The organism is Promicromonospora sp. CA-289599 (genome assembly GCF_050936155.1).
Classification (GTDB): Bacteria; Actinomycetota; Actinomycetes; order Actinomycetales; family Cellulomonadaceae; genus Promicromonospora.
This window is the reverse complement of the sequence record NZ_JBNJNI010000001.1, coordinates 1,334,922-1,355,185: the sequence shown is the minus strand read 5'-3', so window position 1 is coordinate 1,355,185 and position 20,264 is coordinate 1,334,922. Positions and strand designations below refer to the sequence as shown.

General features: G+C 68.3%; 20 protein-coding genes and 2 tRNA genes. 5 read left to right on the top strand and 17 right to left on the bottom strand.

The window, feature by feature from the left end; translation table 11 throughout:
* Positions 1-215: 215 nt before the first annotated feature.
* A complete protein-coding gene (locus ACQEVI_RS06025) occupies positions 216-680 on the top strand; it encodes a hypothetical protein (protein WP_432895696.1) in 465 nt (154 codons plus the stop codon).
* 47 nt (positions 681-727) lie between these two features.
* Here the strand turns inward: ACQEVI_RS06025 and ACQEVI_RS06020 are convergent, their stop codons facing one another.
* Positions 728-1,063: a hypothetical protein gene (locus ACQEVI_RS06020; protein WP_432895694.1), complete on the bottom strand. Its 336-nt coding sequence runs from the start codon at positions 1,061-1,063 to the stop codon at positions 728-730.
* A gap of 349 nt (positions 1,064-1,412) precedes the next feature.
* On the opposite strand from ACQEVI_RS06020, the gene ACQEVI_RS06015 reads away from it, so the two are divergent.
* Positions 1,413-1,862: a histidine phosphatase family protein gene (locus tag ACQEVI_RS06015; RefSeq protein ID WP_432905806.1), complete on the top strand. Its 450-nt coding sequence runs from the start codon at positions 1,413-1,415 to the stop codon at positions 1,860-1,862.
* 22 nt (positions 1,863-1,884) lie between these two features.
* Here the strand turns inward: ACQEVI_RS06015 and ACQEVI_RS06010 are convergent, their stop codons facing one another.
* The 4 genes from ACQEVI_RS06010 to ACQEVI_RS05995 are packed head-to-tail and all read right to left on the bottom strand — an operon-like array spanning position 1,885 to position 5,199.
* Positions 1,885-3,195 (bottom strand): plasmid pRiA4b ORF-3 family protein, encoded by a 1,311-nt coding sequence (locus ACQEVI_RS06010; protein WP_432895692.1) that lies wholly within the window; start codon positions 3,193-3,195, stop codon positions 1,885-1,887.
* A 52-nt stretch (positions 3,196-3,247) separates the two neighbouring features.
* Positions 3,248-3,928, bottom strand: a complete 681-nt coding sequence (locus ACQEVI_RS06005) for a hypothetical protein (RefSeq protein ID WP_432895688.1) — start codon at positions 3,926-3,928, stop codon at positions 3,248-3,250.
* A complete protein-coding gene (locus ACQEVI_RS06000; RefSeq protein ID WP_432895686.1) occupies positions 3,925-4,551 on the bottom strand; it encodes a DUF4291 domain-containing protein in 627 nt (208 codons plus the stop codon). The genes ACQEVI_RS06005 and ACQEVI_RS06000 overlap by 4 nt, the downstream gene beginning before the upstream one ends.
* Positions 4,552-4,596: 45 nt before the next feature.
* Positions 4,597-5,199, bottom strand: a complete 603-nt coding sequence (locus ACQEVI_RS05995) for a GNAT family N-acetyltransferase (protein WP_432895684.1) — start codon at positions 5,197-5,199, stop codon at positions 4,597-4,599.
* 144 nt (positions 5,200-5,343) lie between these two features.
* On the opposite strand from ACQEVI_RS05995, the gene ACQEVI_RS05990 reads away from it, so the two are divergent.
* Positions 5,344-5,994 (top strand): hypothetical protein, encoded by a 651-nt coding sequence (locus ACQEVI_RS05990; RefSeq protein ID WP_432895682.1) that lies wholly within the window; start codon positions 5,344-5,346, stop codon positions 5,992-5,994.
* Between the two features lie 38 nt (positions 5,995-6,032).
* Here the strand turns inward: ACQEVI_RS05990 and ACQEVI_RS05985 are convergent, their stop codons facing one another.
* The 5 genes from ACQEVI_RS05985 to ACQEVI_RS05965 all read right to left on the bottom strand — a co-directional run bounded on the left by ACQEVI_RS05985 (position 6,033) and on the right by ACQEVI_RS05965 (position 10,059).
* Positions 6,033-6,902, bottom strand: a complete 870-nt coding sequence (locus ACQEVI_RS05985) for a dienelactone hydrolase family protein (protein WP_432895680.1) — start codon at positions 6,900-6,902, stop codon at positions 6,033-6,035.
* Positions 6,899-9,088: a hypothetical protein gene (locus ACQEVI_RS05980; protein WP_432895678.1), complete on the bottom strand. Its 2,190-nt coding sequence runs from the start codon at positions 9,086-9,088 to the stop codon at positions 6,899-6,901. The genes ACQEVI_RS05985 and ACQEVI_RS05980 overlap by 4 nt, the downstream gene beginning before the upstream one ends.
* A 1-nt stretch (position 9,089) precedes the next feature.
* A tRNA-Lys gene (locus tag ACQEVI_RS05975) sits at positions 9,090-9,160 on the bottom strand.
* A gap of 1 nt (position 9,161) precedes the next feature.
* Positions 9,162-9,234: transfer RNA gene (locus ACQEVI_RS05970), tRNA-OTHER, on the bottom strand.
* A gap of 99 nt (positions 9,235-9,333) precedes the next feature.
* A complete protein-coding gene (locus tag ACQEVI_RS05965; protein WP_432895676.1) occupies positions 9,334-10,059 on the bottom strand; it encodes a DUF4253 domain-containing protein in 726 nt (241 codons plus the stop codon).
* Between the two features lie 312 nt (positions 10,060-10,371).
* On the opposite strand from ACQEVI_RS05965, the gene ACQEVI_RS05960 reads away from it, so the two are divergent.
* Entirely contained in the window at positions 10,372-10,848 is a 477-nt protein-coding gene (locus ACQEVI_RS05960; protein WP_432895675.1) for a hypothetical protein, read from the top strand.
* 464 nt (positions 10,849-11,312) lie between these two features.
* On the opposite strand, the gene ACQEVI_RS05955 is transcribed toward ACQEVI_RS05960, so the two are convergent.
* The gene (locus tag ACQEVI_RS05955; RefSeq protein WP_432895673.1) at positions 11,313-11,531 is read right to left on the bottom strand and encodes a hypothetical protein; all 219 of its coding nucleotides are present in this window, start codon (positions 11,529-11,531) and stop codon (positions 11,313-11,315) included.
* A gap of 43 nt (positions 11,532-11,574) precedes the next feature.
* Between ACQEVI_RS05955 and ACQEVI_RS05950 the strand changes: the two genes are divergently transcribed.
* Positions 11,575-12,768: a hypothetical protein gene (locus tag ACQEVI_RS05950; RefSeq protein WP_432895671.1), complete on the top strand. Its 1,194-nt coding sequence runs from the start codon at positions 11,575-11,577 to the stop codon at positions 12,766-12,768.
* A gap of 575 nt (positions 12,769-13,343) precedes the next feature.
* Here ACQEVI_RS05950 and fxlM read toward each other — a convergent pair.
* The 6 genes from fxlM to ACQEVI_RS05920 all read right to left on the bottom strand — a co-directional run bounded on the left by fxlM (position 13,344) and on the right by ACQEVI_RS05920 (position 20,229).
* Positions 13,344-14,708: a methyltransferase, FxLD system gene (gene fxlM, locus ACQEVI_RS05945; protein WP_432895669.1), complete on the bottom strand. Its 1,365-nt coding sequence runs from the start codon at positions 14,706-14,708 to the stop codon at positions 13,344-13,346.
* Positions 14,591-15,310, bottom strand: coding sequence for a GNAT family N-acetyltransferase (locus ACQEVI_RS05940; protein WP_432895667.1), 720 nt, complete (start codon positions 15,308-15,310; stop codon positions 14,591-14,593). The genes fxlM and ACQEVI_RS05940 overlap by 118 nt, the downstream gene beginning before the upstream one ends.
* 2 nt (positions 15,311-15,312) lie before the next feature.
* On the bottom strand, positions 15,313-17,097 hold the full coding sequence (argS, locus tag ACQEVI_RS05935) for an arginine--tRNA ligase (RefSeq protein ID WP_432895665.1): 1,785 nt from the start codon (positions 17,095-17,097) through the stop codon (positions 15,313-15,315).
* Between the two features lie 89 nt (positions 17,098-17,186).
* Positions 17,187-17,798 carry a GNAT family N-acetyltransferase gene (locus tag ACQEVI_RS05930; RefSeq protein ID WP_432895663.1) on the bottom strand — a complete coding sequence of 204 codons (612 nt, stop codon included), beginning with the start codon at positions 17,796-17,798 and terminating at the stop codon, positions 17,187-17,189.
* A 5-nt stretch (positions 17,799-17,803) separates the two neighbouring features.
* On the bottom strand, positions 17,804-18,406 hold the full coding sequence (locus ACQEVI_RS05925; RefSeq protein WP_432895661.1) for a lasso peptide biosynthesis B2 protein: 603 nt from the start codon (positions 18,404-18,406) through the stop codon (positions 17,804-17,806).
* Complete coding sequence (locus ACQEVI_RS05920) at positions 18,403-20,229, bottom strand: albusnodin/ikarugamycin family macrolactam cyclase (RefSeq protein WP_432895659.1); 1,827 nt, start codon at positions 20,227-20,229, stop codon at positions 18,403-18,405. The genes ACQEVI_RS05925 and ACQEVI_RS05920 overlap by 4 nt, the downstream gene beginning before the upstream one ends.
* Between the last annotated feature and the right edge of the window lie 35 nt (positions 20,230-20,264).

Below are 20,264 nucleotides of genomic sequence, written 5' to 3'. Positions count from 1 at the left end.
GAAGGCCCGGGTCCCGATCGAGAGCGCACCGCCGAGCCTTCGTGAAGCGGTTGGGTGCGGCAGGCCTGCACGCGCTGTTCCAGCCGGCGGCCTGGAGTCACTGTCAGAGTCCCCGCGTAGGTTCCGTTGTCATGGGTAGCGGCCAGTGAGCTTCAGCGTGAGCTGGGGTCGGGGTCCATCGCGAGCCCAGTTCAGACGAAGAATCGAGGGGGACCATGGCAAGCCTGTTCAGCCGCTTTCTGAAGAGATCGAAGACCGAGGATGAGGACTTCGACCCGTGGCCGAAGCACCCGGACTTCGCCGCACATTTCCGGGACCCGCTCTACGACGATGAGGCCGACGACCTTGCGCCGTTCGGCAACGACGAGGGCTGGGACCTCTTGGCCGAGTGGGCGAAGCGGTCCGACGAGCTGGACAGCGGTTCGACGCTTGCGCAGATCGCGGCTGAATGGTTCGAGGACGCTCCGCTGGTTCCTGCTGACCTGAATGAGGACAATGTCGACCTGAACGACATCGTCATTGGTGCGGGATTCACGCTGCTGCGACTGACCGGCCAGATCGGTGAGGCAGACCGTGCTCTGGTGCTGCGAGCGCTGGACATTCGAGACCGTACCTACGGGCAGCAACGTGAGACTCAACAGATGCGTACCGATCTGCTGGCTTTCGGCCGGTCCGGCTAGACAGTGGCAAGACTCGTCCAAGGGAGCGAGGGTCCGCCGCTCACGCTTCAGGAGGCCTTGAGGAACTCGGGGCGGATGACCTTGCGCAGTGCCTCGGTGACCGCGTTCAGGTCTATCGGTCCCGATACAGGGCGCGTGGAGGTGTCCAGTTGTTCGAGGATGGCCAGGCGAGCCATTGTCGAGACGGGTAGGTCTTTCTCTGCTGCTGCGGCGACCAGGCGCTGGTACTGCTCGTCGGTCAGGCGCACGGACAGCACCCGTGGGGCAGTGCCCTCACTCCGTCGAACGCCGAGGGCGGTCTCGGGCAGCGGGTCGTGCCGACGGGCCTCGGACTCGTCGGACACCTCGGTCAGCAACTCCTCGATCGGCGTCGTCTCACTCATCACAGCCCCTCCTTCTCGCTTACGTCGTTCTTGTTGTCGGCCGCGACACGTAGTTGAATCTACTACGACCACGCAATGGCTGGATCGGTTTCTTTTTCCAGTCACCAGAGAACGCCATCGATCAGCGCTGTACGGGAGTCGAGATGCCAACCGCGTGGGGCGAGATTCGCGTGGCTGGGCGGCATGCGTCGCCTGGAGCACTGTCCTGACACGAGGGGGTCGCTGATGGCCGGACTACGCTGACGCGGTGGTTCTCTACCTGGTCAGGCACGGTCGCCCGGTCATCGACCCGTCCGTCCCCGCGTCGAGGTGGTTCCTGGACCCAGGGCACGAACATCTCGTGACAGAGATGGCTGCGCGGGCGCCGTGGCCGGCTGATGCCGTCTGGTTCACTTCACCGGAACCCAAGGCGGCCCGTACCGCTCGCTTGTTGGCGGGGCGGGACGTGCCCGTCGTCGACGACCTCAGAGAGCATGAACGCGAGACCGCGGGCCTGATGCCTGACTTCGTGGAGGCGGTCGGCGAAGCATTCGCGAACCCATACTCCGAGATCCGCCCGGGATGGGAACCGATCGCTCAGACGCGGTCGAGAGTTGTCGCTGCGGCACGGAGGATTCTCGAGGAACATGCTGGGCGTGACGTCGTCCTGGTCGGGCACGGCACGGCATGGACGCTGCTCGCTGCCTTCCTGACCGGGACGGAGCCGGACTTGGCGAAGTGGCAGGCCCTGACCATGCCGGACGTGGTCACAGTGGAGGACAACACGACGATGTTCGGGACGCGGCCGGTGCAGCGATAGACAGGGGACAGAACGACAACGGTCAATGGTGCAGTGCGGCACCGGCCAGCGCCGCCGCGATCGCGCTGATCTGACTCCGCGCTCGACGCCCGGTGGGCGGTGCGTCGACATTGACGAGGATGTCATGGACGTTGGCCTCGTACTGATGGAGGACGTGTCCGGCGACCGGCCGGCCGTCGTCGTGCAGGTAGCCGAGGTCGGTCAGGTGGGCCGCGATCCGGTCCAGGGGTAGCTCGCCATCGGGGGTGACGGCCGCGTACGCGAGAACGAGCAGATCGGCGTCGACGGTGAACCGCCCACGCTCCTGTGGCGGGGTGATCGATGCGGCGAGATGGTCGAACAGCACCGCCGGACGGTCGCGGGCCGCCGCGCCGGCCCGGGTGAGGTGCAGTGCTCCCTTGTACTTGCGCAGCAGCTTGAGCTGCTTGACCAGCGACTCGCGGAAGTTCGCCACCGGGACGGTGAGGTCTTCGCGGTTTCCCTTGCCGATCCAGTTCGCCATCGTCGGGACCAATCGGGCGGCTTCCTCCACGACCGCCGGGCGCAGGTAGCCCGCCGCGGTGAGCGGGACGCCGCCGTCGCCGGCCCGGTCGAGGAACCACAGGTGGGCGCTGAACGCGGTGCGGAGCTCGTCGTCGGACGGCTTGGCCGGCGGGTCAGGGAGGGCGGCGAGCCGGGCGCCGAGCTCGGCGCCGTCGCTGGTCATCGAGAGAACGTTCACCAGTTCTAGCAGGCGTGGGTGCATGCCACGTGCGCGGAGCACGTACCAGGGCCGTTCGAGCAGCTCGTTCACCTCGGCGGGTTCGAACCTGTCCGGGTCCTCGACGAGCGTGGCCAGGCCGTCGTTCATGTACTCGAATCGTGAGTCTTCCGGGGGAGCGGCCCGCCTTCCGTCCACGCACACCGCCGGGGGAGTGCCCGGCTCGGAGGGCAGGATCTTCTCCAGGCGGAGTCTGAGCTGCCAGTCGTCGCCGTAGTCGTATACGTACTCCAGCACGTCGCCGGGCTCGTTCAGCACCTGATCGAGGCGGACCTGTTCCTCCGGGGTGCCTTGATCCTCGCCCTCTGCGACGTCGTACGGGCACAGGAAGAGCTGGGCGTCGCGGTCCCAGACGCTGCCGCCGAGCGCGAACCGGTGCAGGTGGGCGTCCTCCCACCCGAAGGCGTCCTGGATGACCTGGTGCACGACGTCGAGCGTGAGGTCGGATCGCAGATCGAGTCGACGCCAGATCGGTGGTTGCGCGTCAGCGAGATCGATTCGGATCCTGAGCACGGTCGGGAGGTCACGCGGCATCGCTTCAGAGGGCGGCACGGTGTCGAGGTGATCGCTCACCTGGCCACCGTACCGACCGTATGGTGAAGCAACGCGCCAGCACCGCGAGGTTCTATCGATGGTCGGCGCAGTACTCGACGTGGAGCTCGCCCCAGGCGTTGCGGCGGTTTCTCTCCGACGACCCGAAGGGCGGGGCGCCGAGCCCGATCTCGGCGCAGCAATGGATCCCGGGCTTGGCTGCCATGTGGGCGGGACAGTCCTCGACCAGGCCGCGCAGCTGGTTGGCCTGCAGTTCGAACGCCGCACGGCTGCCTATCAGGAAGAGCGTGTCGGTAGCGGTCGCGAACCGCAGGTGGTCGAGGTTCTTGCGCCAGTGCGCCTCCGCGTGGTCGGCTCGGGTGACCTCCGGGAACGGATGCTCGGGCAGGACGACCGTGTGCGGTCGGGCCTGGCGGATCCGCGCTCGGGCCTGCTTCCACGCGGAGACGGGCAGACCGAGACTGTGGTGCATCAGGACCAGGTCGAGCCGCTCCCCGTAGCAGTTGGCGCCGCACGCCGCCGCCGTCTGGCGCAGGGGCAGCCACACGATCGTCCGCGGCGACCGGGCAACGAGCCACCAGGCCGCCGCGAGATCGACGGCCGACGGCCTGTCCACCAGCATCTGATGGGATCGGTAGCCCACGTACAGGGGCGCGTGCTTCGGCAGGCGTGCCGGTTGCACCACGCGGAACTCGCGCCCGTCCACGGCAACGTCGGCCGTGAGCGTGCGCCAGGTCGTCCTGGCCAGCTTCATCGGACCGCTCCGGTCGTGGGAGTCGCGGGGGTCGCCCCGACGACGCTCGCGACGTTGTCGATCAGCGGGTACGGCCGCTCGGGCGGCAGCGCGGTAGCCAAGGTGTCCGGGTCGGTGCGCAGCAGGCCGCGCAATTCGTGGACCCGCTCGGTGATGTCGTCGATCCCGACGATCCACTCGTCGACGTAGGCGTCCACAGCGCCGCCGCTGAGCCCGACCTGTAGCGACCGATACGGCAGCGGGCTGCCCGACGGCGTCCGCTCCGGGTCCCACTGCACCCGCACCTCGCTCTCGCGCATGCGCGCGGCCCAGGCCGTGGCGTCGTCGTACACGGTGCGGTCGAAGTGCGACAGGCACGAGGCCACCAGTGCCCGCTCGAACCCGGCTCGGGTGATCCGGACCGCCAGGACGCGCTCCTGCCCGGGCTTCGTCGCCCAGCCAGAGCGGTACATCATCCATAGGAACGACGGCTTGATCCACGTCATCCGCTCGCGCTTGAACGGCGGGACGAAGGTCCCCGCCGTCGTAGCGGCATCAGCGATCGCGCGCGGGTACGCCTGGTAGACGACGATCGTGGCGTCGTCGAAACTGGCACGCACCTGGCGTTGCGGAACTTCAAGCACGGGCCAGACGGTAGCGGCGTTCCCGGACGGAAGGCCACGGCTTTCTCAGGAACACGGCCCGTACACGAGATAGGTGCCGGCCTTGTCGGGCTCGACCAGCTCGAACTTGCGCGTCAGATCGGTGCGCTCGATGAGGTCGACCTGCTGCGTGAACTGCTCGTTGGTGACGAAGACGGTGCGCTCGAGCTTCCAGGCATCGGTGAACCAGGCGCGCAGCGCGGCGAGCAGGCGTCCGTCCATGCCGGTCTCCATGCGTGACTGTCGTGCCCAGAAGTAGACGACGGCCTGCACGTCTGCCCACGCGACGTCGCCGACCGGCGTCACGCTTGCCTTGGTGAGGAAGGTGGCGTGCGTGGCGAAGACATAGACGCAGCCCAGGCACTCGGTACCGAGCGGGTCCAGCACCGTGTACGTGTAGGCGCGACCCGCCGTGTGGCGCTGCTCGAGGTCGACGACGTCTGAGCGGTTCGCGTCGACGGTGAAGTCGTCCTCCGGCCACGACGACTGCTCCCACAGACGCAGGTGCTCTCGCGTCTCCATGACAGCGGCGTGGTCCATCGCGGCGTCGTCGGCGGTGATCGGGCGCAGGACGAACTCGTCGGTGCGCAGTTCAGCTGGGACAGGCTCGCGCAAGTCGACTGCGGGCATGGGCGTCTCCTCGTGCGGGCGTTCGTGGCGTCGCCGAGCGTGCCATGCGGGGTGGTGGCGCACCACGTGATTTAGGAGCCAAGCACGGCAGCCTCGGCCAGCCGGCCGTGGCGTCGGCCGTGTGAGCGGTGAAAGACTCGTGTGATGGACTCTCTCCACTGGCATGCGTCGATGGACCGTGAGGCGTACGCCGAGCCATTTCTCGCGAGGGTCGACGCGATCGCCGACGCTGCGCGCGCCGGGCGGTGGCGTGACGTGTTCGCCGCGTTGGACACGGAGCCCTCGGACGGAGCCATGTTCCATCCGAACGTCTGGCGGATCGGTGGGGACTCCGGATTCACGCCGCTGCACCAGGCCGCGTGGCACGGGGCTTCGGTCGAGGTCGTCAGGGAGCTCGTTCGGCGAGGTGCGTGGCGGACGCTTCGTGCCGCGGACGGCCGGGACGCAGCGGGTATCGCGCGTGATCGGGGGCACGAGGAGCTCGTACCAGAACTGCAGTCACCAGGTCCCGCGAGTGACCTTCGGTTCTCCGTGCTGGACGGGCACCTCATGGGTCTGATCGAGGCGCGCGTGCGGCCGGCGCTCGGAATCAAGCTGCGGTACCCGCAGGCCGCCGTCGTTCATGAGGCGGGCACGATCTGGTACCCGGTCCCCGGGATGTACGGCGGGTTCGTGTTCAAGGCGATTCCGGAAGGCGTGGAGGCGGAGAGCTGGATCCGGGTCGTCGGCGGCTCTGGTCAGCGGCACGTGATCAGCCGCAACGGTTGTCACCTGGTGGAGGAGGGGTTCGTGTGAGCGACACAGGCGACGGATCGACTCCCGTATTCAGCCCTTCACAGTGTGCTGGTGAGGAACTCGTAGGCGGTGGTGCGGGCAGTGTGCGGGAAGTCGTGGCGGCCGGGCCGGATCTCGACACGGGCATGCCGAGTTCCGCGTTGGCTGAGCCGGTCCCGGATGCTCACGGCGCCGCGGCTCCACCGGTCGTCGTCGGTGGCGAGAATGAGGTACTGGCACTGGTCTGCCAGGGCGATGACGTCCTCGACATCGTGCCCGGAGGCGAAGCCGGGGACGACGAACTCGGCCTGGAAGCCGACGTCGCGGGCGAACGACTCCCGGTACGGGACGCATCCGCAGTTCGAGACGCTGGCTCGGATGCGCGAGTCCCAGGCAGGTGCCCAGATCGCAGCCCGGCCGCCGTAGGAGTGTCCGATGAACCCGATGCGGTCGGCGTCCGCCTCGGGCAAGGTCGTCGCGTAGTCCAGCGCGAGGCTGATCTCCTGCAAGCAGGTTGCCAGCAGCGTGCGCCCCACGACGATGCGGTTGGACAGCTCGAACCAGGTGACATTGCGCCCGTCGCCCCAGTTACGGTCCTCGAAGCCGATCGCGTCGGGTGCGATCGTGACGAACCCGCGCTGGGCCAACTCGGCCGCGTAGGCAAGGTCCGGATCTCCGCGCAGGCCGCAGACCTCGCTCTTGCCAAGGTCGAACTGGCCGGCGTGCTGGTGATGGCAGAACACCACCGGCGCGGCGCTCGTCAGTGTGTGGGGGATGCATACGAACGCAGAGGCTCTTCCGGCGGGGACGTCGTACGACACCCGGCGTCGGAGGTAGCCGTCGCACGTGACTTCTTCCTCGACGACCGGACGCAAGGGTCCGGGCTCGTCGACCGGTCCGAGAACCCGTCGTAGCGACTCGCGTGTCATTCGGTCGGCTGGCGCACAGGGTCGACAGCGAGCGTGAGGAGCGGGTGCGGGCCGTTCGACCAGCCGAGCAGGGGTGCATCCGGCGTCGTCCGGGTGTGGGCTGCCCCGAGGTCCGCCAGCGCAGCGGTGAGCCTCGGTGAGAGGTCGCTGGCTGACGTCGTCAGCTCGTCGATCAGCGCGAGGGCTCGGGCCTCGGGCAGCAGGGCCGTGAACCACACGACATGCCGCCATGCCAGGCCTGCAGCACGGGCGTCGCTCATAGCAAGGTGATGAGCGGCACCCGGACGCCGCGCGGAGCGGATCAGGCGCTGTACTTCGGCGAACGCAAGTCTTGCCGTGGACTCCGGGTCCGTGGGGACACCGAGGGCGGCAAGGGATGCGAGGTTATGACTGGTCAGGAGCTGGGCCTGCTCGATGACCATGCCGTTGCGCGAGACCGACCAGCGTGCGGGGCCACTACCGGCCTCGGTCGCTCGGCGCCGGCACAGGCGCGCGAACGTCTCGCGGTCGTAGCCGTGGAGCGCGAGGTCGTGCAGGTCGTCGCCGAGCCCGTAGTACGCGACGTACGCGGGTCCGGCGTGCTCGGCCACCAGCGCGGCGGTGGCTCCGAACCGGCGGGAGAACGTGTCTTGGAAGATGTCGGCGGCCAGCTCAGGCACCAGGGGGACGTCGAGTTCCGCCTGGCGGGCCAGGGCCTCAAGCTCGACAAGGAGTGGGTTCGGCAGCGGCGTGCCGCCGAACCACTGCAGGTACAGAGCACCGATCCGGCGCAGAGCGGACGCAGCGGCGTCGCGGGTGGCGTCGTCCACGGCCCGGTACTGGTCCGCTGCGGCGACCCACGGCAGCTCGCCGAGCCTCACCTGTGCGCTGAGGTCGGTCAGCAGCAGCGACCGCCGGTCGCGGAACGCCCGGTAGGTGCGCGCCATGAGGAGTCCGAGGGCCGGGTCCGGATAGGTCGCCGCATGCTGTGCGCCGACGAGCTGCGGGACGAGCTCGGCCAGGACCTCAGCTGATGGGACGACGCCCCGCTCGTGCAGTTCCTCGATCGTGGCCTGCGCGGCCAGCGCCAACGTGCGCACTACGGACGGTGGAACGACTGCACCCGTCGGCACCTCAGGCGTCGCCTCAGGCGTCGTGATGGGAACGAGCAGGGCTTTCGGGTCCGGCACGCCACGGTGTGTTGCCTTGGTGTCGAGCCGTTCGGCGACGACCTGCGCTACCGCCGCGTGCGACGGCTTTTCGACCGACTTTCGCTGCAGCTCGCGTGCCTCGATGAGGTCGGCAGAGCCAGGCAGGCCTCGCTTGGCGACCATGCTCCGTACCGCGTGCGTGACCTGGCTGCGCTCACCGCGCGACAGTGCGCCCGTCTCGGCAGCGCTGACGGTCGCCGCCACGAGGACGCCGAGGTTGGTCGTGCGGCTGGTGTGCGCGGTGCTCCGCGTGTGCCGGATGGCCAGTGCACGGTACCGGGCGGCGGCGTCGACGAGTGCGACGTGGTCGGGCACGGTTGGGGCGTCGCCGTCGGTCACTGGCCACCACAGCGCGAGGAGCTCGTCCGCGAACGGTGCCCAGACGGTGAGAGCCTCTCGCTGAGCCTCGACGCGAGGGTTCGGCGCACGCGAGGCGAGGGCCGCACGCGTGACCGCCTCCGAGCGTCGGAAGACATGGTCGGACGGCGGCTCGGCGTGCTTCGTCGCGACCGGATAGAAGCGAAGCTGGTCCATGAACGGCCCGACCTGTTCCAGCACTGACACGGCTGCATCGGTGTCACCCGTACGAACCAACCAGGTGACCACCAGCAGCACCGCGTTCTCGGGGTGCACGACGACGTAGCGGCCCTCGTCCAGCATCGTTCCCAGGCGCGCACGGCCCTGGTCGCTCAGGTGCCACGCATTGAGCGCGGCCCGGGAAGCAGGTAGGTCGAGGTCGCGCGCGAGGTCGTGCTCGTCGTCGGACAGCGGACCACCCGCCGCCGCCTCGCCCGAGGCGAAGCCGCCGTGCAGGACGTCAAGGGTGACCCAGGTGGGCAGGTCGCGTACCGGCGTGCGGGTGCCGGTGGTGATTGCTCCGGTGAGCACGCCCGCCAGGTGGCTCACCCATGCCAGGGCGCGATTCTCAGCACGCTCACGCGTGGTGGGGTCGGGGTGGTCGACGGCGGCAAGCAGCTGCTGCTCCACGTAGGACATGCCGACATGGCAGGCTCCGAACCTGCGCCCTCCGGGTTAAGAGCCCGGTGCTCTTCCCTGAGCTACACGTCGATGGCCGGCGTGGCGGGTAACGAGCCCGCGCCTTCCCGGTCCCAGCCGGGCGTTCTTCACTGAACTACACGCCGTCGCGGGACGACCGTAGCGGATCACGGTGGTGGGGGTCGAGGTCATTCGACGGCTGGACCAGGCACCTGGCTCCGCAGTGGACGGTTCACGCGAGGGGTTCAGTCCCACCAGAACACCCAGGCGTTGATCCCGATGAGGGCGGTCGCGTACCGGGCGATGGTGTCGTAACCGCCTTGCCACAGGTTGTCCGGACAGAAGGCGAAGTGCTCGCGTGACACGGCCAGGGCGTGCTCCAGGTCCTGGGGCGGGTGGGCGACCGACAGCCAGAGCGTGTCGGTCCCAAGTCCGACCACGCGTGCCCCGAAGCGCTCGCCCCAGGAAGTCAGTGCGGCGGAGATCAGCTCCGTATTGTTGGTGTGGTTGCACGGGCCGTCCCAGCCGGCGAGCGTCAGTGCACTGGCACCGTCGCGAGCGGGGAACAGGCCGATACGCCACCGACGTGGTCGACCATGGAAGTCTTCGTCGTCCTGGAGATGCGCCGCGTACTGGTCGGCCATGGCCAGGGGAGTGCCGTCGCCTGTGCCGGGTGGCGCCAGTCCCGGCCATGGGCCGGACGGCCACTCGTCTTCCGGTATCTCGTCGTCGTCATCTTCTTCAGGCTCGCGATCGTCCTGGAGCTGGTCCCACAACGTGCGCAGGGCCTCCTCGGGGTCCGTGGCGTCGAGCACGTCGATGGTCTCGGGGAAGGACCACCGATCGTTCCAGGCACGGTCGTCGTCGTGCTCGAGCAGGATCGGGTACAGGCCCGACTGCTCATGTTCCTGCCGCAGGCGGGTCCATGCCTCGCCGGCTTTGTCGACGGGCGCGTCGGATATCCACAGCAAGGCTCTGCCGTGAAGTGCGGTGTGGCTTTGGCCGTTGTCGGCTGCACGGAGGAGCTGGCCGGGCGGAAGGGCGTCGGGCAATGCTGGGAAGTCAGCGTGGGTCACGGCCCGAACCGTAGTGGGCACCTCTGACATAGATGGGGTGGCAGCTGATGCGGATGCGGTACTGACCCGCACCACGTGCACCCGCAGTCCTCGGAGTTGCCGAGGTGATCGCAGTCTGCACCACACTGGATGGGTGCAGACCTACTCCCACTTGCTCGTGGCCAGGCACCGAGAGAGCGATACCGTCGACCGCCGTGGGCAGGCGTCATGACGATTGTCGGCATCACAGGGCACGCCAACCTCACGGACACCACTACAGCGTTGATCCGCCACGGTATTCGCGCCGAACTTGCCAAGTTCTCCGGCGCTGGCTTGGTCGGGATCACCTGCTTGGCGCGAGGCTCCGATCAGGTATTCGCCGATGTCGTGCTCGACCTGGGAGGCGCCATCGAAGTAGTGGTTCCTGCTGCCGACTACTTCGACCGGATCGACGACAAGGCCAGCCGCGAGCGGTGCGACGCCTACCTGAGGCGGGCTTCCGCCGTCCATACCCTGGCCTATGCGACGGCGAATGGCGACGCATACCTCGCCGCGAGCCGAGAGGTCGTGGACCGGAGCGACTTCATGCTGGCGGTCTGGGACGGTAGTTGGGGCAGCGGAACCGGACAAGCGGTTGCGTACGCACAGAGCGTGGATCGAGCAGTTGTGACTGTGTGGCCCGACGGCGCGACGCGGCGAGCGTAGCTACGGTCCACAGCGCCGGCTCAGGTAACGCTACGTTCAGCTTTCCTGCATTGAGGCGGGTGCAGTCAGAGTTCACGGTCCCATGAAGACCAGCGGCCGCGGTTCTGGAAGGTTGCCAGCAGCGAGGCGTGCGCGCCTTGGACATGTGACGTCGACGCCGGCTCGAACACTCGCCGTACTGAACCACAGGATCTGGAGATAACGCATGGCGATCGCTCTGTACAACACTCTGACGAGGCGCGTCGAGCCGCTTGAGCCGATGACACCGGGTGTCGTGCGGATGTTCGTCTGTCGTCGTTCGGCGGCAGCCGCGAGAACGGCTGCCGCCGAGGAACGGTCGGGGGCGGTCGGCGCTGCGACCAGAGTTCCGAAAAGATCGAAGACGACGGCGTGACTTCGAGGCGCCGGGGAAGGACCGCGCGGTCGACGAGCTGAGACGGCAACCGTCTCGGTCCGTGGACGTATCAGCCGGTCACCGCTTCGACTGCCTTCACTTCCACGACGACAGGTAGATCGAGCTGGTCGCTGACGTGGTCGGCGACCACGCAGAGATCGGCCTCCGTGACAGGGGGGTGCAGCCCGATATGGATCGTGCCGTCATCCGCCTGATGGGCCGCGGAGACGTCCGCGTCAGTGCCGTTGAGAACCGGGACCAGATCCTCGGTTACGTCGAGCTTGACCACATCCGCACCCACTTGCGGTCCGCGAGAGCAACTTGAGTCAGAGGTGGCCTCGCCCGCAGCACAGCCGGTCAGGGCCACAGCGGTCAGCAGCGACGCGATCACGAGCCGAGTCGCGGCCGTAGCAGCACTCACGGTCGCATTCGCAACGCTTGGACTCTCGAGCGCTGCCGGTGCAGGTGGTGATTCAGAGCTCCCACGTGCTGACGAACGACCCATCTCCCTCACCTCGGTCGAGTCTGTAGACGGCCATCGGCCCAAGCTCACGGCCGAGCAACTGGACTACATCATCGCAGCCCAGGAGAGCCTGGCCAAGGTTCCCGGGTTCGGACATGTCCGGTATGACAGGGAGGCGCACGCGGTGTCGTTCGGCTTCGTCGGCAAGGCTCCCGAGAACGTGCGCACCACGGCGGCGGCGGCGCCGGCCGGGCTCAGGGCGTCGATCGAGCGCACCGACTACACGGCGAAGGCTCTACAAGCCGGAGTCGATGCAGTGATCGCCGCACCGCAGTACGACGGCAAGATCACCAAGGCCTACACCGCCAAGGACGGGGTGCACGTCGTCATTGATCAGGACTCGACGTTGCGCAGGATGGGCGCAGCCAGCGTGGCCGACGCCATCGAGCGAGACGTCAGCGACGGCGTCCCGGTCCACGTCGAGTTCAGGTCAGCGCCAGCGCAGGCGTCACGGACCGCGCACGCAGGACCGTGGGCCGGCGGAACGTCCATCTACGCTGGCAACTCCCTCTGCACGACGGCGTTCGCCGCGCTCGGGACGGTCGGAGGGGTCCCCGCCCAGCCAGGGATACTGACGGCACACCACTGCACCGAGCCGCAACCTTCAGGGACCGTATTCCACCACAACTCGATCCGGAGCTTCGGGACTGCGGCGATCGAGGCTCCACTGAGTCCTGACGGCGTCCGCGCAGACGCGTCGTTCGTGCGGACCTCGGACTCTGGACAAGGCGCGATCTATATCGGTGACCTGACCAGCAACGCCGGGATCTCGACGACGGGCATCGTCGGGATGCCTGCCGAGGGGACACCGATCTGCTACTCCGGCCTGCTCTCGTCAGGGGACCTTGACAATCCCGACACACCCGGCCCAGGGGCGACGTGCGACCACGTGGTCGAGTCGAACTACGTGGTGTGGAGCCCCAGCGGGGTGGACCACTACTACGGCCCCGGATTCGAGACACATCACGCGTCCCACAACCGGTCGGTCGGTCGGTCAAGGTGACAGTGGCGGGCCCGCGTTCATCGCCGTCCTGGACGGGAACGAGAATGTCGTCGCCTACGCGGCGGGCATCATCTCCGCGGTCAGCGGCAGCGACTTCAACACGTGCCAGGGGACCACCAGCCCTGGCAGGATCTGCAGCGACGAGGTGCTAACTCAGGCGTTCAGCTACGTCTGGGAGACGATGCCTGTCTCCGTCGTGCTCAACTGACGCTTTCCAGCCCCGTGGCGGCCAGGAGACCACATGATCCTGGCCGCCACCAGGCGACTCCACGGTAGTCGTCGAGGACTTCGCTGGTGCCGATCAGATACCCGACGCACTGACGAGCAAGGGAATCGTCATCGAAGACACTGCCAGCGGCACCCGCTGGTGGCTGGCCGACACCGTCGTCTCCGGGGGCTAACTCCACCGGCGCGATGTCGTGCCCAACCCGGGTCTTTGCCGAGCCAGGCGGAACCTCGCGAGTGTTCGTTCTTGCGGATTGTGCGCCAGGTCGTTCGGCGGCAGCTGCCAGAGTTCTGAAGATCGAAGACGACGGCACGCGTGATGGGGATCCGCCTGGGGATGGCTCAGCGCGTCACCGGGGCCCTGCCACGGGCCAGCTGATCGTCAGCGTGCCGTGTGCGCGTGGCAGGACCGCCACCGACGATGAGACATCGTGGTCTGGCTCGGTACCGACGGGCCACCACTGGAAGAGCGGTTCGGCGCCGCGGTGGTGGGCTCCGTAGTGGGCGATCATGTCCGCGAGTCGCCGTGTGAGGTGGGCCGCGTCGGGACCTTTCCCGATCGCGCCGACCTCGAGCGTGGTCTCTGTGGCGGGCCGGCGGTGCAGGGCGGTGAACGATGCCCCATCGACGAGGGCCGGATAGAACGACATGTCCGAGCCGCGGTCTGCAGGGTCGTCGGCTTCCATCGCACAGGCGCCCGGCTGGACCAGGACGTAGGTGAGCAGGTCGAGCCAGATGGTGCGGTTCTTGTAGATCACGCCGGACCATGCCTCGACCGGGTCGGAGGCCAGGACACGGTCCGATACCCCGAACGACTTGGGGATCTCGTCGGTGAACCTGAACGTGACCGGCTTGCCAGATGGGCCCGTCAGCAGGATCGACGGCGGGTCGAACAACCCCATGCCCTGCAGTGGAACAAAGCCGCCTGGCACAGTCGACTCCGAGATCAGTCGCTCGTCCTGCTTGCGGAACCCGACGATGCGCTGCAGCCCTGGAGCGATTTGGAGCGGGACAACCAGAATCCCGCCGGGTGCGAGCTGCTCGACCCAGGCCGGGGGCAGGGACCAGGGAGAGACCGTGACCATGATCCGGTCGAACACACCACGACCAAGATGCTCGGCGGCATCGGCTGTGACCACCTCGACGCGGTCGGCCAGGCCGATGTGTTCGAGACCTGCGCGGGTGCGGGCGGTCACTCCTTCGTCGATGTCGACGCTGACTACCGTTCCGGTGGGGCCGACGAGGTGGGCAAGCATGGCCGCATTCGGGCCGCCGGACCCGATCTCCAGCACTCGCTGGCCTGACCGGACCTGGGCTTGAGCCAAGTTACCCGCGTGCATCACTGGTGCGGACAGCGAGGACAGGGCCCTGCCATCGTCAGCGAACCGCGTCCGCAGGGCGTCGTGGATCGCGTACGGCAGCTCGGCCGGAGTGCCGGCTGGCGCGAACACCTCGCGTGGCACGGCACGGAACGCGGCCTCGATCCCTGGGTCCGTGAGAACCCCGCACTCGATGAGTTCGGCAATCATCCGCTCGCGTAAGGCTTCGGAGCTTGACTCCGCTTCGGCCTGACGGGCGGTCGTCGTATCGGCCTGTGTCATGCGTTCCCCCTGCGAGTCGATTGCTTCGGCCCATCGATCCCGAACAGTCGACGGACCGGCGGGACACCTTCGAGCGTGATCTCGGTACGCAGATCGTCCGGGCGGGCGTCCCATTGTTCTCGGGTCATGCGGTAGCTGTTCTCGATGACCGAGCGTCCTTCTCTGGCGGCGGCCCGCGTCCCGTTCGCCGTGTACCCGAGACGGCGGGACACAGCGTTCGAGGCGGGATTGTCGGCGTGCGCCTCGCTGACCATCTCTGCCGCGTCGAGCCCTTCGAAGGCAAGGTGCAGCGCCATGAGCCGCATCCGGGTGCCGATGCCCTGGCCATGGTGTCGAAGCCCGAGCCAGGACCCGGTAAGTCCCGAGCGGGTGACCTGGAAGTTCTTCGCAGAGATCTGCTGTTCTCCGACGATCTCGCCGCCGCGGAACACAGCAAGCGACAGCGTCCAGTCGTCGGCTGCGGTCCGGGCCCGGTTCTTCCATTGGTGAGCGAGCACGTTCCGCTTGACCTCCTCGTCGGCGCCGCGCGTCCACGGCCAGGAGAACGGGGTGACCTCGGGATCGTGCACGCCATCGGCGGCGAGTTCGGCGAGTGCGAGCAGTTCGGGATCGTCGGGTAGGCGAAGCTCCAGGTCATCCCAACGGACCCGAAGCCCGAACGTCGGCATGACGGCGCTCAGAGCGGCCCTGCCCTGCCCGATCGAGAGAGAGCCCACCGTCACATCCTCTGGGGTGCCCGGATGCCGAGAAGGTCCAGACCGGTGGCGAGGGTCTGGCCGGTGAGGTCGCACAGAGCTACGCGGTTGGACCGCACGGCGTCGTCAGGGGCCTTCAGGACGGGGCACGCGTCGTAGAACCTGGTGAACGCGGTTGCCACGTCGTAGAGGTACCCACATAGCCGGTGCGGTTCGAGGGCTAGTGCGACGTCGCGCAGTGTGGCATCGAAGGCGTCGAGGGTGAGCGCTAGAGCCTTCTCGGTGGGGTGCGCCGGCAGCGTGATGTCCACGGGCACGACGTTGGCCGCAGCCGACCCGGCAGCCATCGGCTCAAGCTGTGCTGGCGCGGCGGCGGATGCCTTGCGCAGGATGGAGCGGACTCGGGCGTGGGCGTACTGCAGGTAGACGCCGGTGTTGCCGTTCGTGGCGACCATCTGGTCGACGTCGAACACGTAGTCCTTGGTGCGCGTGTTGGACAGGTCGGCGTACTTGATCGCGGCCATCCCGGCGGCGTGCACGATGTCGTCGAGCTCGGCGTCGGTGAAGTCGTGCTCCTTAGCCTCCAGGACGGTCCGGATGGCGGCCTCTGCGTCGTCCAGCAGGTCGGCCAGCCGCACGGTCTTGCCGGAGCGGGTCTTGAACGGGCGTCCGTCGGTGCCGAGCACCGTGCCGAACGGGACGTGCTCTGCCTGGACGGTGTCGGGCAGCCAGCCGGCGCGACGGGCGGTGTCGAAGACCATGCGGAAGTGCAGAGCCTGCCGGGCGTCGACGACGTAGAGGATGCGGTCGGCCTTGTAGTGGTCCACCCGCAGCCGGAGCGTGGCCAGGTCGGTCGCCGCGTAGCCGAAGCCGCCGTCCTTCTTGCGCACGATCAGCGGCACGGGCTCGCCCTCGGGGCCGGTGACGCCGTCGGTGAAGGTGACCACGGCGCCGTCGGACTCGGTGGCGATCCCTGTGCGGAGCAGCTCATCCACCACACCGGCCAGGGAGTCGTTGTAGCGGGACTCGCCGTCGAAGTCTCCGCCGTCCAGCAGGATCCCGAGCCGGGCGTAGATGACCTCGAACGCCTTCTCCGACTCGGCGACCAGGTCCCGCCACACGGCCAAGGTCGCGTCGTCACCCGACTGCAGGGCCACGACGCGGGCCCTGGAGCGGTCCGCGAATGCCGGATCGGTCTCGAACTCGGCCCGCGCAGCCTTGTACAGGCCATCCAGAGCGGACATCGTCTCGGCGCCTCGGCCCTTCCACGACACCTGCGGGTGCTCGTCGAGGTACTGGATGAGCATGCCGAACTGGGTGCCCCAGTCCCCGATGTGGTTCTGGCGGGTCACGTCCGCGCCCAAGTGGCCCAGCACGCGCACGAGCGCGTCGCCGATCACGGACGAGCGCAGGTGGCCGACGTGCATCTCCTTGGCCACGTTGGGCGCCGAGTAGTCGACCACTACCCGCTCACCCGAGCGGGGCGTGGTCAGGCCGAGCCGTTCGTCGGCGAGCCGCGCCGCGACGGTCGACCACACCAGGTCGTCGGGCACGGTGATGTTCAGGAATCCCGGGCCCGAGACCTCGGCGGTCAGTCCGGTCAGGTGCCCGACGACGTCGGCCCCGATGTCCCGTGGAGCGCGTGCGGCCTTCTTGGCGACGGCGAGCGTGCCGTTGGCCTGGAAGTCGGCGCGGTCGGATCGTCGGACCACCGGGTCGGTGCCGGCCAGCTCGGCCGGGAGCACCTGGGACAGGGCGGCCTGCACGGCTGCCTCCACCTGGTCCTTGATCGCCACGACGTCAGACACGCGTGAACCTTCCAATCGGGGTTGTGTGAGGCCCCGGCCCGGAGCGGGCGAGGTGGTCGCCAGTCTAGGAACGAGGGGGTGCCGACGGCCTATGACCGCTCGATGCCGAGGACGGCGGCTTCGACGAGCCGTGGCCCGGCGTACTCCTCGGGGATGGCGTCCATGATGACTTCGTCGGCGGGTTGGCCGAGCCAGGAGCCGGTGCGGCGTCGGGTGCCGACGGTGCGGAAGCCGGCCTTCTCGTAGGCGTGGATGGCGGCGGTGTTGTTGGCCAGGACTTCGAGGTACACGCTGCGCAGTGCGGTGACGTGGAAGGCCCAGTCCAGCACCATCGTCGTAGCGATGGTGCCAGTGCCGTGTCCGCGCTGGTCGGGTTCGCCGATGTAGATGAAGAACTCGCCGGTGCGGTAGCGGTCGTCGATGAGCAGGGACGTCATCCCGACCGGTGTCCAGGTGTCGTCGTGGTGGCGGTAGATGGTGAAGCGGGTCTGGTCGGCGCTGCCTTCGAGTTGGGCTTCGAGCCCGGCAGCTCGTTCGGTGAGGGACTCCGGGGTCTGTCGGGCGTATCCGGCCATGACCGGCAGTGAGTTTTCCCAGCGCCAGTAGGTTTCGGCCAGGTCGGCGCGGAGAGGGCCGAGGCCAACGTCGTCGTGGGTCAGCCACAGGTCGGGGGCGGTGATGTCGTTGATGACGAACTCCACGTGGGTCAGGGGATGGTGTGCAGAACGGTGTAGCGGCTCGTGGTCGGTGGCTCCGCGACGGGGGAGCCATGAGTTTGGATCCAAGCGTGGAACTGCACCGGGTCAGGCGCAACGCCATGGCACCACGTCACGCTGCGTCGGCGTGCCGCGAGGACCAGGACCGCGGCAATGGACTCCTCGAGGCACGCGATCCGGAACGGTAACCAGCGCGACGCCCAGCGGACGGCGGATACGACTCGTTCCGCCTCGTCGGCGTGCGACGGCGTGGCAGTGAGGCGGGCCGCCGTCGCCGCGAGAACTGTCAGTCGTGACATCGCTCGCGCGCTCTGGCCGAGCGAGCGGACCGCGAGCGTCACGACGAGCGCCGCCGCAGCAGCGACACTGTCGCGGACGGTGGGCCGCGCGGTAGGACCAGGTTCGACGTCGGCTTCGTCGGTGCCGAACGACAGCCCCCAGCGGGCTCTATGTATGACTCCGGGCGCCTGTGCCCACGCCTCGGCTGTGGCGCCGGTGGCAGCGGTGATGCGACCGGTCGTGTAGTCGACCCGGATGGTCACGCTGTCGAACGCGCAAACTCGCACGTCAGGGATGGCGGGTGCGGGCATCATGGCGTGAGCGCCTCCGATCTGACGTTGTCCTTCGTGCTTTCCCAGGCGGGCAGCACGGTGGAGTAGTGAGCCTGTAGCCAGGCCTCGCAGACGATTGCGGCGTCCAAGAGCCAGAGTCCGCCGGTGAGTCCGGCCGCAGCCTGTCGCAAGCCGTTGACCAAGCCCGCTGGATCGATCAGCCCGAGTGCGGCGAGGTGGCCGTCGGCGATGGCGCTGAGGTCGCTCAGGTGGGTGCGCAGCCCAAGGTGGTAGTCGGGTGTGTAGACGCCCTTCGTGGTTCGTGCCAGCAGCGAGGTCGGCAGGATGCCGCCCATCTCCGCCCGAAGCACTGGCTTGTACGCGGCCGGGCTCGGCATCCGTCCCGCGACACCGGACAGGTAGGAGTCGATGACGCGGGAGTCCGCGAACGGGTTGTGCAGGTGGACGCCGGACTGGGCCGCGAGCTGAGCATCGGCGTAGGCGGTGCGTCCGACCTCGGCCATCTGCTCGACTACGTCCCAGACTGCCCGCTGCCCTGCGGGTGCAGGCAAGGCCGATTCGGCCGCCTGGTCTGCGCGTACTGCGGCGTGGTGCCGCGCCATGGGGGTCGCCCAGGGTTGTTGGTTAGGTAGCGGCAGCCTTTGCCGCACGCGCCGGGCCGCTGCAGACGTTGGAACCTGCCCGCGTGCCAGCCGTGCCCACGAAGTGAGGACACTGGCCGGGTCACTGCGTAGGGAGTCCAGGACGTCGCTCAGGACTCGACCCGGTGAGCAGCGGTGGATACGGGCCAGGCGGACTACCTCACCGGATGCCTCGCGGTACCGCCCGGCGGCGAAGAGATCAGCGATCCACACATCCGGCGTGCACAGCAACGAGTCTCCGCCGTCACCCGTCAGGTGCGCGTCGGTGCCTACCCGATCAGCCATGGCGGTCATCTGATAGGCGAAGCGGGCGTAAGCGCGTGTCGATGGTGCCGGCTCGTCGGTAGCCGGGATGGTGTCCAAGCCGCCGTAGGGGAGATGTCCTGCTTCCAGCGGGAGGAGGTGGTGCGCGACGCCGGGCCGACCGGCCGCATCGAGGGCGTAGCGGAGGTCGCCCGCTGGGCGGTCGAACGGTGCATGGACCGTGAACGCAGCCACTGACCGGTCGGGACCGAGTCGTTGTGCGGCCAGGAGCGCGAGCGAGCTCGAGTCGAGGCCCCCGGACAGGTCCGACGACGGCGACGCGCTGCCGTCCACCCGGATCCCGACAGCAGCGTCGAGCTCCGCACGGAGCGAAATCCCAGGACTCCGCTCCCTACCAGGCCACCACACCCGGGCCACGGTCGTCCCGCTACTGGCGATCTTCATACGGTGACCGGCTGGCACCAAGTCGACCGCTTCGAAGTACGTGGTGGTGCCAGCCAGGAGAGGGCTGCTTGGCGCGAGCAGCTCCACCGCGAGGCGCTCGCTGTTCACAGCAGCGCCGGTCAACCCGGCCAGGCCACGCGCCGTCGTCGCCCAGTACGCGGTCCCGTCGAACACCGTGTTGTACACCGGGACTGAGGACGCCAGGTCCGTCCAGACGGTGGTGGCCACCTCGGTCTGCTCGACGACGGCGTACGCGCCCGGCCACCGTAGGACGACGTCGTCCGGAACGCCGGATGAAGCAAGCCGGTTCAGCTCGTCATCGCCGGCGCCGCATGTCCCCACGACAACGACACGCCGCATCGGAGCGCTCGCGGTGCGGACCCATGCTTGAGGTGGGTCGCCGACCAGCCAGAGGTCCGACGCGCCGCCGACGGGCACGCTGCCAGCCGGACGCCGAGCACTACCCACGCCGAACGATCCTGCGAGCCAATGCATCTGCTTCCCCTCTGCGCTCGTCGTGCCAGACCTGT

Excerpts from the sequence above, each read along its gene's own strand:
- ACQEVI_RS06025 (WP_432895696.1), top strand. The coding sequence starts at position 216 with ATGGCAAGCCTGTTCAGCCGCTTTCTGAAGAGATCGAAGACCGAGGAT.
- ACQEVI_RS06020 (WP_432895694.1), bottom strand. The coding sequence starts at position 1,063 with ATGAGTGAGACGACGCCGATCGAGGAGTTGCTGACCGAGGTGTCCGAC.
- ACQEVI_RS06015 (WP_432905806.1), top strand. The coding sequence starts at position 1,413 with ATGGCTGCGCGGGCGCCGTGGCCGGCTGATGCCGTCTGGTTCACTTCA.
- ACQEVI_RS06005 (WP_432895688.1), bottom strand. The coding sequence starts at position 3,928 with ATGAAGCTGGCCAGGACGACCTGGCGCACGCTCACGGCCGACGTTGCC.
- ACQEVI_RS05995 (WP_432895684.1), bottom strand. The coding sequence starts at position 5,199 with ATGCCCGCAGTCGACTTGCGCGAGCCTGTCCCAGCTGAACTGCGCACC.
- ACQEVI_RS05990 (WP_432895682.1), top strand. The coding sequence starts at position 5,344 with ATGGACTCTCTCCACTGGCATGCGTCGATGGACCGTGAGGCGTACGCC.
- ACQEVI_RS05985 (WP_432895680.1), bottom strand. The coding sequence starts at position 6,902 with ATGACACGCGAGTCGCTACGACGGGTTCTCGGACCGGTCGACGAGCCC.
- ACQEVI_RS05980 (WP_432895678.1), bottom strand. The coding sequence starts at position 9,088 with ATGTCCTACGTGGAGCAGCAGCTGCTTGCCGCCGTCGACCACCCCGAC.
- ACQEVI_RS05960 (WP_432895675.1), top strand. The coding sequence starts at position 10,372 with ATGACGATTGTCGGCATCACAGGGCACGCCAACCTCACGGACACCACT.
- fxlM (WP_432895669.1), bottom strand. The coding sequence starts at position 14,708 with ATGGGACGCCCGCCCGGACGATCTGCGTACCGAGATCACGCTCGAAGG.
- ACQEVI_RS05925 (WP_432895661.1), bottom strand. The coding sequence starts at position 18,406 with ATGATGCCCGCACCCGCCATCCCTGACGTGCGAGTTTGCGCGTTCGAC.
- ACQEVI_RS05920 (WP_432895659.1), bottom strand. The coding sequence starts at position 20,229 with ATGCATTGGCTCGCAGGATCGTTCGGCGTGGGTAGTGCTCGGCGTCCG.